The 15,610-nt window shown below is 53.1% G+C and carries 13 protein-coding genes; 10 read left to right on the forward strand and 3 right to left on the reverse strand.

Annotation, left to right across the window (positions count from 1 at the left end):
* Positions 1–244: 244 nt before the first annotated feature.
* On the reverse strand, positions 245–1,132 hold the full coding sequence (locus tag DXH47_RS10735; protein ID WP_129033310.1) for a C39 family peptidase: 888 nt from the start codon (positions 1,130–1,132) through the stop codon (positions 245–247).
* Between the two features lie 96 nt (positions 1,133–1,228).
* On the reverse strand, positions 1,229–1,783 hold the full coding sequence (locus DXH47_RS10740) for a cysteine hydrolase family protein (protein WP_129033311.1): 555 nt from the start codon (positions 1,781–1,783) through the stop codon (positions 1,229–1,231).
* 208 nt (positions 1,784–1,991) lie between these two features.
* On the opposite strand from DXH47_RS10740, the gene DXH47_RS10745 reads away from it, so the two are divergent.
* From DXH47_RS10745 to DXH47_RS10775, 7 genes are all read left to right on the forward strand, one after another.
* A complete protein-coding gene (locus tag DXH47_RS10745; protein WP_404820041.1) occupies positions 1,992–2,990 on the forward strand; it encodes a tRNA dihydrouridine synthase in 999 nt (332 codons plus the stop codon).
* A gap of 362 nt (positions 2,991–3,352) precedes the next feature.
* Entirely contained in the window at positions 3,353–3,871 is a 519-nt protein-coding gene (locus DXH47_RS10750; protein WP_129033313.1) for a GNAT family N-acetyltransferase, read from the forward strand.
* A 448-nt stretch (positions 3,872–4,319) separates the two neighbouring features.
* Positions 4,320–5,684 carry an amino acid permease gene (locus DXH47_RS10755; RefSeq protein WP_129033314.1) on the forward strand — a complete coding sequence of 455 codons (1,365 nt, stop codon included), beginning with the start codon at positions 4,320–4,322 and terminating at the stop codon, positions 5,682–5,684.
* Positions 5,685–5,703: 19 nt separating this feature from the next.
* Positions 5,704–6,366, forward strand: coding sequence for a hypothetical protein (locus tag DXH47_RS10760; RefSeq protein WP_129033315.1), 663 nt, complete (start codon positions 5,704–5,706; stop codon positions 6,364–6,366).
* Positions 6,367–6,573: 207 nt separating this feature from the next.
* Positions 6,574–7,203 carry a WxL domain-containing protein gene (locus tag DXH47_RS10765; RefSeq protein WP_129033316.1) on the forward strand — a complete coding sequence of 210 codons (630 nt, stop codon included), beginning with the start codon at positions 6,574–6,576 and terminating at the stop codon, positions 7,201–7,203.
* A 117-nt stretch (positions 7,204–7,320) separates the two neighbouring features.
* Positions 7,321–8,346 carry a DUF916 and DUF3324 domain-containing protein gene (locus DXH47_RS10770; protein WP_170955017.1) on the forward strand — a complete coding sequence of 342 codons (1,026 nt, stop codon included), beginning with the start codon at positions 7,321–7,323 and terminating at the stop codon, positions 8,344–8,346.
* A gap of 28 nt (positions 8,347–8,374) precedes the next feature.
* A complete protein-coding gene (locus tag DXH47_RS10775) occupies positions 8,375–10,504 on the forward strand; it encodes a lectin-like domain-containing protein (RefSeq protein WP_129033318.1) in 2,130 nt (709 codons plus the stop codon).
* A gap of 239 nt (positions 10,505–10,743) precedes the next feature.
* On the opposite strand, the gene DXH47_RS10780 is transcribed toward DXH47_RS10775, so the two are convergent.
* Positions 10,744–11,979, reverse strand: coding sequence for an ArgE/DapE family deacylase (locus DXH47_RS10780; protein ID WP_129033319.1), 1,236 nt, complete (start codon positions 11,977–11,979; stop codon positions 10,744–10,746).
* 534 nt (positions 11,980–12,513) lie between these two features.
* On the opposite strand from DXH47_RS10780, the gene DXH47_RS10785 reads away from it, so the two are divergent.
* From DXH47_RS10785 to DXH47_RS10795, 3 genes are all read left to right on the forward strand, one after another.
* On the forward strand, positions 12,514–13,650 hold the full coding sequence (locus DXH47_RS10785; protein WP_129033320.1) for a vitamin B12 independent methionine synthase: 1,137 nt from the start codon (positions 12,514–12,516) through the stop codon (positions 13,648–13,650).
* Positions 13,651–13,743: 93 nt separating this feature from the next.
* The gene (locus DXH47_RS10790; RefSeq protein ID WP_129033321.1) at positions 13,744–14,439 is read left to right on the forward strand and encodes a glycerophosphodiester phosphodiesterase; all 696 of its coding nucleotides are present in this window, start codon (positions 13,744–13,746) and stop codon (positions 14,437–14,439) included.
* 153 nt (positions 14,440–14,592) lie between these two features.
* Complete coding sequence (locus DXH47_RS10795) at positions 14,593–15,372, forward strand: hypothetical protein (RefSeq protein WP_129033322.1); 780 nt, start codon at positions 14,593–14,595, stop codon at positions 15,370–15,372.
* Positions 15,373–15,610: the final 238 nt, after the last annotated feature.

Raw genomic sequence — 15,610 nt, forward strand, 5'->3', positions numbered from 1 at the left:
GGACTCATAGCCTAAGAACTCCTTTAGATGATTGTTATGGTGACTTCATTCTACAGGACTCAGGCTAGGAGTCTATTTTTATTTTCTTACTTGTTGCACTTCAATTGTAAATTCGTCCCTGAACTTTTAAATAGCTATGGTACTCGATCAATATACTTTATATGTAAAAGATCAAAAGTGACTGGCAAGCGATAGGTGTTGGGCGCGTCTGAAAAATTAATTAACTTGAGTTCCCGCCAAACCGTTAATAACTCAACGCTCGGTAAGCATCGTGCTTCCGGTGCGTAGCGAATTGCTTTTGGGTCATACTGGTCTTCTTTTTGGTCCAGGGGTCGTTGTAATAAGCCCGGTGGGCACTGTAGCCGCTGAGGGTCACGGCGTGGTTGACGAAACCGTCCACGTTAGCGACCCAGACCACGACCGGATGCCCCAAGTCGATTTGGTGCTTGAGCTTGGCAAACGAGGCGCCCGTCATGTTTTTGGCGGACCCTACGTGGTGCTTGACCAACTTGGTGAGGGCCTTCGGGTAGATCCACCAACCGGACGATGAATAGGGATTACCGACGAAGCCCAGATTCCCGTTATGGGTCTTGGTCCGGGGCATTTCCTTGGCCAATTGTAACTTGGTGACCTTGGCCCCCGCATACTTCAACATCATGGTCGTGGCGGTAATCTCACAACCCGTGGGTAATTGTGGGCGTTGGCCAACCAGCGGCACGTTCAACTGCCGCCGCGATTTGACCGTGCCGTTGCGGTGGATCCAACCGGTCTGGGTGTGGTGATAGGTGAATTTGAGCCAGGTTCCGTTGGCCTGTCTTTCTTCACGGGTCACGTGGACCATCTTGTGGGCGTAGACCCTACCGGTGCTGATAGGCGTCATGTTCTTGGCACTGGTCTGAGCACCTCCCGTGGCATAGACCTGGTAGTTGTGTTTCTGGTTCGCCCCGATTTCGGTGTAGTAATTGACGGTCTTGTGCGCAAGGACCGGGCGGTAAGCCGGCGCCGACGTCGTTGATGACGAAGAACTCGTGGTCGTTTGGCTGGTCGTAGCGTGGGCCGTGATGGCGGGACCACCGCAAAGGGCCAATAAGGTCACTCCGATAAGGTATAACTGATGATGGTGCTGAAACATAGAACTCCCTCCTCCGATAGACCTATTATAGGCCTTGCGGGGACGGGGAACAATCTATATCGACGCCTAAAACACCAAACCACGAGAAAACATACACTAAACGATTTCGGCACCCAACGTGTTTTTGAAATGGCTCAAGGCCCAGTCGTGGCCCGCGGGGTTGAAACTGGCGACGGCATCACGGTGAATAATGAGTTGATAACCCAGGTTATACGCATCGATGGCAGTGTGGAGCACGCAGATGTTGGTACAGACGCCGACCAGGTGCAAGGTGGTCACGTGGCGTTCACGTAAGCGCAAGTCTAGGTCAGTCCCGGCAAAACTACTGTAACGCGTCTTGTCGAACTGCCAGACTGTCTCGTCGGTCTGATGGTGGGTGTACCAATCCGCCAGGGGGCCGTACAGGTCGCGGCCCCAGGTGCCGCGGACGTTATGCGGCGGGAAGAGCTTACTTTCCGGGTGGTAAGGGTCATTCGGGGTGTGGACGTCGGTGGGTAGCAGCACCCAATCGTGTTCGACCGCCATCTGGTCGGCGAGAGTCACGATAGTCGTTGCGATAGCCTGACCGGGTTGGCCACAGGTGAGGGCCCCGTGGTCGGCCACGAAGTCGTTGGTGTAATCGATGATCAGTAGGGCTTGTTGGGTTGCCATAAAAATTCCTCCTCATGCGGATCTAATATCTTTAAGGTCCAGTATCTGGGTTCTGCACCAGCCTGTCAACGGTTCGGCTCATCAATTAATTTATATCCAGAGCCATTTCTCACACGGGGGCTTGACGATGATGGTAGAATAAAGGGACTTGTGTCGCAGTAGCCAGCACCGTGACACGGACTATTTTATGAACAAGGAGATTTTTAACGTGTCTGAAGTAACGACTTACTGGCAAGATCTTGCCGACCACGCTCGTGCTGAGCACCGGCCATTCTTTACCTTAGCGCCGATGGAGGCCGTGACCAACGCTATCTTTCGGCGGGTGGTCGCCCGAGCTGCGGCGCCCGATGCCTTTTTTACCGAATTTACCAACGCCATCAGTGTGACCCATCCGAAAGCTAAATTCACGGTCCAGGGCCGGCTCTACGTGGCCCCAGAAGAGGCCAAGATGCCGGTTGTCCAACTCTGGGGCAACCAGCCCGAGGCTTTTGAAAAAGCGGCGGCTGACGTGAAGAGCCGCGGGTACCAAGCCATCGACATGAACATGGGGTGCCCAGATTCCACGGTCATCAAAAACCACGGGGGCAGTGACCTGATTCGCCATCCCGAAGACGCCGCGGCGGTGATTGCGGCGGCCAAGACCGCTGGCCTCCCCGTCAGCGTCAAGACGCGCCTGGGCTATAGCCGCGTCGATGAGTGGCACGACTGGTTGAAGTTCTTGCTGGAACAAGATATCCCGTTGTTAACGGTGCACTTGCGAACCAAAAAGGAAATGAGCCGGGTGCCGGCCCATAACGAATTGATTGACCAAATCGTGCAATTGCGCGATGAGGTGGCCCCGCACACGCTGCTTCAAGTGAACGGTGACATCGCCAATTACCAGGAAGGCTGTGCGTTAGCCGCTGCCCATCCTGGTGTTGACGGCATCATGATCGGCCGGGGCATCTTCACCAGCCCGTTTGCCTTCGAAAAGACGCCGCACGAGCACAGTGTGAAGGAATTGCTAGAATTATTGAATTACCAGTTAGATTTATTTGATGATTTTGCGGCCCGGTTCGATACCCAACGGTTCGCGTCACTCAAGCGCTTCTTTAAGATTTACGTGCGCAACCAACCGCACGCCGCGGAGTTACGTAACGCCATGATGGAGACCAAGAGTACCGACGAAGTGCGCCAGTTACTGGCAGACTCGCCGCTAACTAAATAAGCGTAACGTGACCTGACCCTTGTGGCGTAGCGCTGCGGGGGTCTTTGTTCGGTCAGTGACCAGTCACAAAAAAATTTTTCGCCGGTGTTCGTCAAGCCTGGCGGGGCTTTTGACTCGTGAAAACGGTGCCGATTTAATAAGGTATTTTAAATAGGATTGATAAATTATTTGAGTTCAGGTATGATAGCTAAGGTTTTTTTCCACGAGCAACTATAATAGCCTACCGAAACGGGTCCGCCGGGTATGACCGGGGGTCCGCGACGGTAGGCCCTTTAGCCCGGAAAGGGCCGGGGTCAACGCGTCTTGCGCGGGGCCTGAGCCAACCAGTTTAGAATCATGACTTTAAGACGAGGTGAAGTAAGATGTATTTACGCAAAGCAAAAACGGATGAATTAGACCTAGTATGTGACATTATCGAAGACGGTAAACAACAATTAGCGGATGCCGGCATCGACCAATGGCAGGATAACTATCCTAACCGCGAAACGATTAAGACGGATATTGACCTGGGCCGCGCGACCATTTTTAACAGTGATGACCATGAAACGGTTGGCGTTGCCGCCGTTGTGGAGGCGCCCGACGACTCTTACGACACCTTAGTTGGGAACTGGTTAAAGGACACGGACCATTACGTGACCGTTCACCGGGTGGCCATTTACTCGCACCACCAAGGCCAAGGGTATGCGTCGAAGCTCTTTAAGGAACTCTTCGCGTACATCGCTGAGCACCATCCGGAAGCCGAAAGTATCCGGATCGATACCCACCGCGACAACGCGAAGATGCAACATTTGATCGAGAAGTTTGGTTTTCAAAAGGTCGGCGAGATCAAGGGTGTTTACCAACCGGAAGACGAATGCTACGTTTACGAGAAGCTCGTCTAAGCCGGGCTGATTTCTGATAATTTTCTCATGCAACGATTTGGCGGTTAACTGGCTAGGCTGATGCCGGGGTAAGGCTGACAAACGTTGGATGCAACTCAAAAAGATTTGTGAACTCGAAAAAATTTTTTCACGTACGGGGCGTGACCGTCAACTGGCGGCCAACGCCCCGTTTTTATTGGGGTTGCGTTTGAATTAACGAGGACCTTGCGCGATAATGTAGACTATGTTTAGGGGCATATTGGTTAAATTAGGCCTTGCGTTATGGGCCATAACCAGGTAACCTATGACATAATCTTAGTGTTTTATCATAATTGCGCGCCGCTTGGCTACGGTCACCTTGGGGTAACCCAGGGTGATCTTGCCTGGCAGCAGACCAAGCGGGGCTGCAAGGAGGGAACACGAAGAGTTTGATATTTGACAAGTGAATAGATAGAAAGAAGGAATTAGATTGCAGAGAAAACTTAGCTCGCGCCAGATGCAGATGATTGCACTCGGCGGGACCATCGGCGTCGGATTATTCATGGGGTCTGGTTCCACCATCAAGTGGACGGGGCCTTCCGTTCTCATTGCGTACATTATTTCCGGAGTCTTCCTGTACTTAATTATGCGGGCGTTGGGGGAAATGCTTTATGTGCACCCGACGACCGGGTCGTTTGCGACCTTCGCCTCCGAATACATGCATCCCGTATTTGGGTTTTTAACCGCCTGGAGTAATATTTTCCAATTTATTGTGGTGGGGATGAGTGAAATGATTGCGTTGGGCGGCTACTTCCGCTTCTGGTGGCCGAATTTGCCAGACTGGATTCCCGGTCTCGTCGCAATTACCTTCCTGTGCGTGGCCAATCTGATCTCCGTTAAAATGTTTGGTGAACTCGAATTCTGGTTTGCTCTGATCAAAGTGGTGACCATCGTTCTGATGATCATTGCCGGTCTAGGGGTCATTCTCTTTGGCTTCGGTAACGGTGGCGACGCGGTCGGCATCAGTAACCTGTGGCGCAACGGGGGCTTCTTCACCGGGGGTGTTAAGGGCTTCATCTTTGCGTTGGCCATCGTGTTGGCCTCCTATCAGGGTATCGAACTGATTGGGGTCACGGCTGGTGAAGCGGAGAACCCGCAACACACCTTAGTGGCGGCTATCCAATCGACGGTGGCCCGAATCTTGATTTTCTACGTGGGCGCTATCTTCGTGATTGTCAGCATCTACCCGTGGGACAAGCTGAACCAGTTAGGTTCCCCGTTCGTGCAGACCTTCGCTAAAATTGGGATTACCGCTGCGGCGTCGATCATCAACTTCGTGGTCATTACCGCCGCTTTGTCCGGGTCGAACTCCGGGATTTACAGTGCTAGTCGGATGACCTTTACGTTGGCCGAAAACCACCAACTCCCGAAGAAGATGACGCTGTTGAACCGTCACGGGGTACCATTTTACTCCGTGATTGCTATTTCGTTAGGGATTGCGATTGGAATTGTCTTGAACGTGGTCTTACCCATGTACTTCAAGGACGCCAGTCAAATCTTCGTGATGGTCTACAGTTCCAGTGTCTTACCTGGCATGGTGCCGTGGTTCGTGATTCTGGTCAGTGAGATTGCGTTTCGGAAACGTAACCCGCAACACATGGCCAACCATCCGTTCAAGATGCCGTTTTCACCTTGGTCGAATTACATTACGTTGGCTTTCTTAGGCGTTACGTTGCTTTTCATGTTCCTGAATCCCGAAACGCGGGTCTCAATCATCGTGGGAGTGATCTTCTTGGCCATCATGACGTTGGTGTACTTCAAGAAGTTTGCGCCGCGCGAGGCAGCGAAGAAATAACGTCAGGAGGCGTTTGAAAGTGAGTCGTCCAGGAAAATTTGCAAAGTCGAGTCGGGTCAAGCAACTCCGGCAGTTCAAACGCCGTAAGCACCAGCAGGCCGGTGATACGATTCCCTGGGAGCAGGTCACCGATTTCTTGTTGGGCCGTTACCAATTGACTCGGGGCCGGCAACAACCGCCCGTTGTGGCCGCGACGGTCCAGCGCTTCTTAAGCGAGTGGCTGGCCGTGGCCCAGGCGGCTGGTGAGACGCAAGTCCAATGGGACCTTACGGCGGTGACGCAAGCCACCTTAAAGCGCATCGGCAACCAGGTACCTTGGCAATTCTACGCTGTGCTAGCACCGCAATTGCTGCCTTGGCAACACTTCTTACAAAAGGAAGGGCCGGCCGTGCCGCTTGCATCGCGGCGCCAACTGGTGATGCCATTCACTGCGGCGACGAGTCAGCAACTAATTGCCGAGCAATTGGCGGTTAACTTACTAACGGTAACCGCAACACCCATCACGGCGACCCAACGTCAGCAGCTGGTGACCAGCTTGTTGGCACAGGGGCAGGTGCAATGGTCCGCAGTCGCGGGACTCTTTGCCCCGTTAGGGTTTCAAGTCACAGCCGGTAGTGATACCACGACCCGGCAGTGGCTCAACGAGTTACGGGCCTTAACCGTGAGCGACTTTCATAACTAAAACTATCGATACGAAAGACCAGCCAAGTGCTGGTCTTTTTTTTCGGCACCGATTATTATCGATCCTGAACCACCGGATGAATCAGTCATGACGACATCGGTTTGTTTTAGAACTTAAGGAATAAGTTAGGTGTTGATTCAACCACGGTTAGCTGCTGAGGCGGTTAATTGCTGGCTAGGTGTAAATCTTCAAGGAGGGTGACATACGATGAAGCGTCGAGTATACGTCACTTTGATGCGGAGTGCAGCCGCACTCGCATTGGGGTTAAGCGGTGCTGGCATGGTGGCCTTCGCGGATGCAACGAGTTCCTCGTCATCATCTTCATCGGTCCAAACGACGACCAGTACGCAAGCTAAGTCGGAATTCGATACGAGTGCCGATGCAGCAGTTTCATTAACTTCCGCGCCAAACTTTGGTTTCGGGGCTAACCCGACTCCTAACGGCAAAGATAACGTGACCTATCCAGCCCTATCGGCAGATAATCCGGTCGAGGTCTCGAACCCTGGGGTTCCGGGTGGCTGGAACGTTCAAGTCAAGGATTCTAACTTTGTCACGTCAGATGGCAGTGTCCTAGGTGGTGCTGTTTTGAATCTGGGTGCCCCGGATCCGGAAGCCGCGAACACAGGCAACCCGTCCGCAGCACCGGTAGCGAATGCCGTTAGTCTAAATGGTAACGGCACGAACGAGGTCTTACTGACCGCGCCGGCTAAGGGTGGCTTAGGTGTCTGGGATTCCGACTTCTCACTGGGTGACGTCACGTTAGACGTTCCCGCTGGGCAATTGGCCGGGAGTTACAGTGCCAACTTGACTTGGCAGTTAGGCGATACGGTTCAGTAGCATCGAACCGGTCGCGTCCGCGTAAAACGAACGTGACAACTTGTATCAACTGGGTCGGTGCCGCTTGTGTGGGACCGACCTTTTGGGGACCGGTATGACTGTTTGGGGGGATGAATGATGCGTCGGGGATGGCAATGGTTTGTAATGTTGGTGGGCATTTGGCTCGGATTACTAGGTGGTGTGGGGATAGCTCATGCACAAGGCGTTGGGTTTACGGTTCAGCCCGTAAAGCCCAGCAACCAGACTAATACGACATTGGGGTATTTTTCGTTGCGCATGGCCCCACAACAGCAACAAAAGCTGACCATCGTGATTCGGAACCAAAGTAGCACGACCCAACGGTTTCGAGTCAGGGTGAACCAAGCCGTGACCAACGCCAATGGCATCATCGATTACAGCCAGGCCGACCCAGATTTAGACCCGAGCCTACAACTGCCGATGAAGCAGCTCTTCAGTCAACCGGTCCAGACCGTCTCGGTCCCAGAATCCGGCGCTAAGCGGGTCACTTTAGCGCTGAAGATGCCGGCAGAAAGGCTACGGGGTTGCGCCTTGGGAGGAATCTACGTCGAACAACTGACCACGTCGCATCCAGTGTCCCACTCACAACGGAAATTGACCGTAAATAACCAATTCGCGTATGCCATCAGCATCTTACTGACGGAGAGCACACGCAAGGTCACGCCCGACTTACGGTTACGACAGGTCAAGGTGGGACAATTGAATCAACGGGATCAGGTCTTTGCGAACCTGCAAAACTTCGAACCGGGGGTTTTGTCGCCGTTAAGCCTCCACGAAACGGTAACGGCGCAAAACTCCAGCCAGGTGTTGTTGAAACAGGATCTCAAGAGTTTGGGGATGGCCCCCAACAGTAACTTCAACGCCGCGTTGCCCTGGGGCAATACGCAATTGAAGGCTGGAACCTACACCCTGAATTTGACGGCGCAATCTGGCCAACGCCAGTGGCACTTCACCCGTAACTTCGTGGTCACGCCAAAGCAATTGCGGGGCCTGGGTGGATCGGCCGTCACGCCAACGGCTACCCCAACCAGTTGGCTCTACTGGTTGTTAGCAGCGATTATTGCCTTGCTACTCGCCATTATCGGCTACCTGATTGCCCGCAACCGGCGGCGTAAAAAGGAGTAGTCGTTAGTGATGTAAGGAGGGATTGGAAATGTTGAAACGGTGGTTATATTTGGGGTTAGCGGCCTTGACCCTGGGCCTGGCCGGGGGGCTTCAGGCCCACGCCGATAGCGACTACGACGAAGCGCTGTCCACGGCGCCACAAGGTATCTCGCTTAACAAGGCCAACTCAATCATCGCCATCGGCACGGCACCGCTGGATACGGCGTCCGTGGTCGACGTGACCAACCCAAATTCGGTTGGGACGCAGGCCGTCGTGGTCAACACGGCACCCTATCAATTTGGGGCCGCCTGGTCGACCGACGACAACTTGATGGATCTGTCCCACGACCAGACGATTGGCTTTTGGTTCTACTTCGGTGACCAGGGCAGTAACGCCGGTGACGGCATGGCGTTCGTGTTGCAAAATGACCCGAACGGGATTGCTGCGACACCCACGTTTGGTAGCAAGGTCGTCGGCGAAACGTTAGGCGTGTGGGGCGTTGATACCAACGCGTCACAAGACTACGTCAGCAGTTTTGCAAAAACCGCGATCCAAAATAGTTGGGCGTTGGAATTCGACACCCACTTCAACGGGACCACGGGTTCCGGGGCCCCGGGCAACGCCAACGCCTTTGACGTGGGGTACCCGGCTGTCCACATCGCGTCCAACTACCCGGGCAGTGGCGACACCTACAAAAAGATGACGTACGATGCGGGGTTGTTGAGTAAGGCGAAGTACTACTACGAAATGAACCACTTAGGCGTCATCTCGGATAGTACCCAGACCAACTTCCTGTCGAACGGCTTGTGGCACCACATGACTTTGAAGTGGGATGCCAGCGCAAAGACCATGACCTATACCTTTGATGACCGCAACCCCACGACGGGCATTGAAGAAACGGGTCAAAGCGAAACGGTCCCGATTGACCTGTCCAAGATCGACCCGGACAACACGGGGTATGCGCGCTGGGGCTTCACTGGGACCACCGGTGAGGACTACGAAAACAACCTGATCGTCATGGACAACACGCCGGGCCTGGTTGACGGGACGGCGGATGCCAGCATGACGGATCTGACCCACAACAAGCCGATTACCACGGATAGTCAAATCATAGGCAACGACCAAGTCGAACTGGACTACAATCTGACCTACAACGGTGGCCGGCAAAGCTGGTCGAGTATTGATGGCCGGTTGAAACTACCGAACTATATCAACTACACGTCGGGGGAGATCACGTACGAAAACGGGGACACGGAGGACCTTTCGCCGGACAAAATCAGCGATGCCAAGTTGGATGCTGAGTTGGGGCAATCACTAGATAGTGATAACTCGACGGCCAAGTTGAAACTCTTGGGAACGGCCGATAACGTCACGGAGACCCAGTACAATCTTCCGCAGGCCAGTACCTTCTCGTCTAACGCTTTGGTCGCCACGGCGGATACCCCGTCGTTTGCCATCAACCCGAGCGTCACGCTGGACTTAGCCTTAACCTCGCCTAATGACGTGACCCTCCACGACAAGGAAGACACCACGATTACCGGCAACGTCACGGTCAACACGGCGGCGGCCACTAAGCCGACCACCACGCTGGCCACGTCCTTGAACGGAGCGGCCTTACCGGACACGCCGGTCAACAGTGACGGGAGCTTCAGTCTGGATATCGCCGCTGACCAGTTGCAGATGGGGACCAATACGGTTGATCTAACGGCGCAAACGGCAAATGGTGATACGTCAAAGACCATTACCGTGACCATTACGGTGGTCGGCACCTTGCAGTTCGTTAACGTGGCGGCCCACAGTAGTTTTGCGGATAGTTCGCTGACCGGGAGCCCGGAGTTGGTTCAACGGAGCAGCGACTGGAACCTGACCGTCCAGGATACTCGCGGTACGGGGCAGTCATGGGTCTTGGATGCCCAAACTACGCCGTTTGTTGATGATGATGACCAACCGATGGATGGCGTACCGGTCTACGTGGGCCGGTACGGCACCCAACAGTTGAATAGCCAGCCAACGCAAGTCATGATCCACACGACTGACGATAGTGTGGATGATGGGCTGACCGATGTTTCCGGGACTTGGACCGGCGACACCGGACTCTTGCTTAACGTCGGTTCGGGGACCGCAGCGGGGACTTATCACGGTACGATCACCTGGACGCTAACCAACGCACCCAGCTAACTAGCGGGGCAGAAAGAGGTTGTCTTTTGAGAAAGTGCAAGCTGACTAACCAACGCGCGTGACGAACGATCGTCGTCGCTGAAGCCATGACGGGTCACCTGGAGACAGGTCCCGTCCGCTGGCAAGCGACTCCCTCGTTCGGCCGCGCGTTTGGTGTGTCCAAAAAAGATGGTCACCTAAAAACAGGTTTCTCCTGGACTAGGAGAAACCTGTTTTGGGAGTTAAGTTTAAATGATTAGTTAGGATAATAACCGAGTGATCATCCGTTCATAAATCTTGATATAGCGCTGGTACATGTCAAGGTCGACGTATTCGTTGACCTGGTGGGCGGTGATGTTGCCAGGACCGAAGACCACGACGTCTAGGTCTGGATTGGCGGCCAAGAACGATGACGCATCGGTTCCCCCGGGCACCCCAATTTTGGGCAGATGCTGTTCCAAGACGGCCTGGCCGATATCGGTAGTCGCAGCAATCAGCGGCGCATCGGCCGCGGTGTGCATCGGCCGTAAGTCACTTAAAATGTCCATGCTGAGCTGGGCGCCTTCGTGGTTCAAGTCGGTGATGATCTGTTGTAAGTCCTGTTTTAGTTTAGCGTTCGGCAGTTCCGGAATGGTCCGAATCTTGACGGACAGTTCGGCGCTGGCGGGGACCGTGTTGATCTGTTCGCCGCCCTTGATCAGGGTCACAACGGGCGTCACGGCACCCAAGACCGGGTTGCGATAGTCCTTGATACTGTAGAAGTAGTCTTGTTCCCGCTGATAGAAATTCAGGAGGGCCGTAATCGCATTTTTGCCGATTTCAGGCATCGAACTGTGGGCCGCGACCCCGCGGGAGTGGACCGTGAAGGTGAATGACCCCTTGTGGGCCAGCTCGATAAAGTGTTGTTCACTAGTATGGTTCGCAGCCGCTAACTTTTGGGCGTTCGCGGCGTCGGTGCCTAACATCTGTTGGAGTTCGGGCCGTTGTAAGAGCTGCTTGTCGGCCCCACTAGGTTCGCCCACGATGAGGCTGGTCATGTCATCGACGTAACCAGCCTTGGCCAGTTGTTGGGCACCGTACTGGCCATATTCTTCGCCCACAGTGACCAGTAACCGTAAAGTTCCGCGTAACGGGACGCCGCTGTCTTTCAAATGAATCATGGCCCAGACCCCGGCCATCAGCCCGGACTTCATGTCTGACGTGCCCCGGCCAATCATGTGCTGGCCTTGGATGGTGGCGGACAAGGGATCCACGGTCCATTTGTCTTGGTCTCCCAAGGCAACCACATCGGCGTGGCCGTCGAAGCCGACCACGGGACCCTGGTCGCTACCGATTTCCGCAACCAGACTGGTCCGGTCAGCAGCGTAAGCCACCGTATGACTGGCGATGCCATGCTGGGCCAATAAGTGACTGAGATAGTCAGTGACCTGTTTTTCGGCACCGTTGACGGTATTTAATTTGACGATATTCTGTAGTGTTTGCACGACTTCATCCATGTTTTGTCCACCTCGTTTAGTTTGGCGGTTCTGCGGGTCGGCACCTGCACGGGCCGCTTAACTTGATTACAGCACTTTTTATGAAGGGGGTCAAGAAGCGCTTGGGACTTAAGTCTAATGGGGACAAAGCCAGTCACTGGCGGGCAACTTGCGCTTGACAAGCATTAAAATTGCGTCTAAGATTGCAATTAATTTCTCATGTCTTTGTCATAAATCGGCTAGGAGAAGAGTAATGGTCGGCGAACCGTCACAGAGAACCCGGTAGGTGCAAGCGGGTCGGTCCCGCCGCCATGAAGATGAACTCCCAATAGCTAGCGGGCGGTCAACGCTGCCCAATCGGTAGGAACCGTTAACTTTCCGGGTATTGCTTGAGCAGTACCGTTGAGGCCTGACGTGTGAGCGGCAGGTGAATTAGGGTGGTACAACGACGCGATCGTCCCTAGAACTAAGTGCTTAGTTCTGGGGAGGACCGCGTTTTTTGCGTCCCGGGACCGATTGACGACTGAGAAAGCAACTTGATAGGAGGATGATTTTATGACGACAACAGCTAGTACTACCAGTCTCGTGTACCCATACCGTTACGACGTGGTCGGGAGCTTACTGCGCCCGGATACGTTAAAGGACGCCCGCGGTAAGTTCGCGGCCGGTAAGATTCCCGCCGACGAATTGGCGGCCATTCAACACGACGAAACGCAACGGGTCGTGACCGCACAGGCCGACTTGGGGTTCAAGGCCGTAACCGACGGCGAGTTCAACCGAAGCTGGTGGCACCTTGATTTTCTGTGGGGCCTGACCGGCGTGGGGCACTATGATTATCACCAAAGTTATAAGTTCCACGGCGAAAAGACCCGGACGGACAACGCGGATTTGGTGGGTAAGATTGCCTTTAACCCCGACCACCCGTTTTTCAAGACCTTTAGTGCTTTGCAAGCGATGGCGCCAGCCGGCGTCGTGGTCAAGCAGACTATCCCGTCACCCAGCATGTTGTTCCGGGATAACCGCAGTGACAATTGGTCCCAATTCTATGAGACCTGGGACGCCTACTTAGATGATCTGGCAAAAGCCTACCATCAAACGATTGAACACTTCTACGAGCTGGGTTGCCGCTATCTACAACTCGATGACACCACCTGGGCCTTTCTCATCAGCCAGTTGAACGCGACGGCGGACGATGCCACGGCTCACGCTAAGTACGTGGGGCTGGCCGAAGACGCCGTTCGGGTCATCAACCAAGTCTTAAATGGCTTGCCGACGGACTTAACCGTGACCACGCACATTTGCCGCGGTAATTTCCAGTCAACGTACTTATTCTCGGGCGGTTACGATGTCGTGGCCGATTATCTGGGACAATTACATTATGACGGCTTATTTTTGGAGTATGATAGTTCCCGGGATGGCGATTTCAGTCCGTTAGCGCGAATCTGGAACCACGATACCCATAAGCGCCTCATTTTGGGTCTGATTACGTCGAAGTTCCCCGACCTGGAGGACCCGGATGAAATCAAGGCTAAAATCCAGCAGGCAGCTGAAAGCGTGCCGCTTGAAAACCTGGGCTTGTCCACTCAGTGTGGCTTCGCGTCCACCGAAGAGGGGAACCACTTGACCGAAGACCAGCAGTGGGCCAAGTTGAAGCTGGTGCGGCAAATCGCCCAAGACGTCTGGGACTGCTAAGCCGACCAAGAGGGGGGCGCTCACGGTAAACTAACGAACGGGGATGACCCTCGAGCGAAGCGCTTGGGGCCCCGCTCGAGGAGGAAGAGAATAATGACAGCAACAACCATGGTATTTGGCCATCGGGGATATCCGGCAAAATTCCCGGAGAACTCGCTGGCGGGGTTTCGCTACGCGGTGGCCCACCAGATCGAGGGCCTGGAATTTGACGTGCATTTGACCCGCGATGACGTGCCGGTCATCATGCACGACGAAAAGATCAACCGGACTACGGATGGCAAGGGCTACCTGCGCGATTACACGTTGGCGGAACTTCAAGCGTTTCACCTGGCCAACGGCGAAACGGTGCCGACTTTGGCCGCCTTTTTACAGGTGGTGGCCGACCAGCCAGTTCATCTGAACCTGGAGTTTAAGACCGATAAGATTCAGTACCCGCAGATCGAACGGATTGTTTTGGGGATGGTCCACGCCACATCGCTGGTCTACCCGGTCATTTACTCGTCGTTTCATCTGCCGACGCTCAAGCGGTGCCAACAATTGGCGCCCAATGAGATTTACTGTTGGCTAACGGATAAGCGGGTCAAAAACGCCCCGGCCTTCGTGAAAAAGGAAGGTTTGGCGGGGCTGCATCTGAGCCACTACCAGGACGATATCCCGGTGGTCGAACGTATCTGGACGGTCGATAGCGTTGAACAGGCGACCCAGTTGTTCGAAGACCAGGTGGCCGGCATCTTCACCGATGATTTTGAGACCATGATGGCCTTGAAGCAGCGGTTGAACCAAGCTTAACTTAAAAGAATTATCAGCCGCGAAAAAGCGGTTCACTAATATCTGTGATTGATGGTCAAGATAAACTTGATTGTTAATGACGGATATTTTTGAGTTGAGTGAGTGTTAGAATTTAGAGGGAATTGGATTAGTCTCGTAGATTAGAGGGGTTTTATGTCGGGAAAACGGTATGAATTTAAGGAAGGTCTTTACAATCAGTTTCATAGTTTTATCGTTGAATACATTACGAATAGTTTTTCGCAGAAGTTTACGATAACTTTAGCGGTTATTGTGACCGGGTTGGCGGCAATCTTCTTATCATCGACGCATCGGATTTTAGTCTCGGTTTTAGAAGCTGCTACGGTTTGTTTGATTATGGCTAGCATCATTAATTTAGTTAAGGAAGAATGGTGGGGTAAACAGGGTATTGAACTCAGCAAACAGCATAAAGGCCTGTCTCCCCTCATCATCAGTAGTATGGTTGAGCATAAAGGTTATTCAGCCGTTGTGGATGATATTAGAACAGGCCGAATAGCGTCGGAACAGGACGCTTTTCAACGCATCGTTGAGGGCTTTGATGTGGTGGATGTGGTCAACTCGAATGTTAATTCCGGCAGAGTTAACCTATTAGTGTCCTACATACAAGACTATTGTGAAGAATGTGTTAAGCAGGATGGGGCTGAAAACCCAATCGTGACTTTTTTGCTTAGTTTGGATAATCACCAGGTTTGGCAGATTGGTAAATACGTGTATCGGCATTATTATGTTCACAACATTTCGCGCCAATTAACGGTTACACGAGAAATGCCTAACGGGAATTTTAGTGTTCTGATTGTGGTCTTAGCCGAGGAAATGACTAAATGCCTAGATGCAGATGCGGTAAAACGGATCAACTGGTTCAATCGGTTGAAACTATCCCCGCAACAAAAGGAACTACTTAGAAAAGCTGAATAGCAACTAAAAAAACTGTGCCATCACGAAGATGGCACAGCTTTTTTGATCCGACTTCCACTGACGGTCCTTTTATGGTTATCGCCCTGGTTAATCGGTTGTTTGATTAGTCTTTTTATTGAGGCAAATTCTATAATTAATCCGAACAGAAATTAAAAAGCCCCAAGCAATCACTTACAATGGTAGTAGCTAATTCCAACCAATATAGGGAGTGATTACTTTGGGTACATCTACTTTATCA

This window comes from Levilactobacillus suantsaii, assembly GCF_004115745.1.
In the GTDB taxonomy this organism is placed as follows: Bacteria; Bacillota; Bacilli; order Lactobacillales; family Lactobacillaceae; genus Levilactobacillus; species Levilactobacillus suantsaii.

What these genes read in the sequence shown, in the direction of transcription:
- DXH47_RS10735 (WP_129033310.1), bottom strand. Translation starts at nt 1,132, where the DNA reads ATGTTTCAGCACCATCATCAGTTATACCTTATCGGAGTGACCTTATTG.
- DXH47_RS10740 (WP_129033311.1), bottom strand. Translation starts at nt 1,783, where the DNA reads ATGGCAACCCAACAAGCCCTACTGATCATCGATTACACCAACGACTTC.
- DXH47_RS10750 (WP_129033313.1), top strand. Translation starts at nt 3,353, where the DNA reads ATGTATTTACGCAAAGCAAAAACGGATGAATTAGACCTAGTATGTGAC.
- DXH47_RS10765 (WP_129033316.1), top strand. Translation starts at nt 6,574, where the DNA reads ATGAAGCGTCGAGTATACGTCACTTTGATGCGGAGTGCAGCCGCACTC.
- DXH47_RS10770 (WP_170955017.1), top strand. Translation starts at nt 7,321, where the DNA reads ATGCGTCGGGGATGGCAATGGTTTGTAATGTTGGTGGGCATTTGGCTC.
- DXH47_RS10775 (WP_129033318.1), top strand. Translation starts at nt 8,375, where the DNA reads ATGTTGAAACGGTGGTTATATTTGGGGTTAGCGGCCTTGACCCTGGGC.
- DXH47_RS10780 (WP_129033319.1), bottom strand. Translation starts at nt 11,979, where the DNA reads ATGGATGAAGTCGTGCAAACACTACAGAATATCGTCAAATTAAATACC.
- DXH47_RS10785 (WP_129033320.1), top strand. Translation starts at nt 12,514, where the DNA reads ATGACGACAACAGCTAGTACTACCAGTCTCGTGTACCCATACCGTTAC.
- DXH47_RS10790 (WP_129033321.1), top strand. Translation starts at nt 13,744, where the DNA reads ATGACAGCAACAACCATGGTATTTGGCCATCGGGGATATCCGGCAAAA.
- DXH47_RS10795 (WP_129033322.1), top strand. Translation starts at nt 14,593, where the DNA reads ATGTCGGGAAAACGGTATGAATTTAAGGAAGGTCTTTACAATCAGTTT.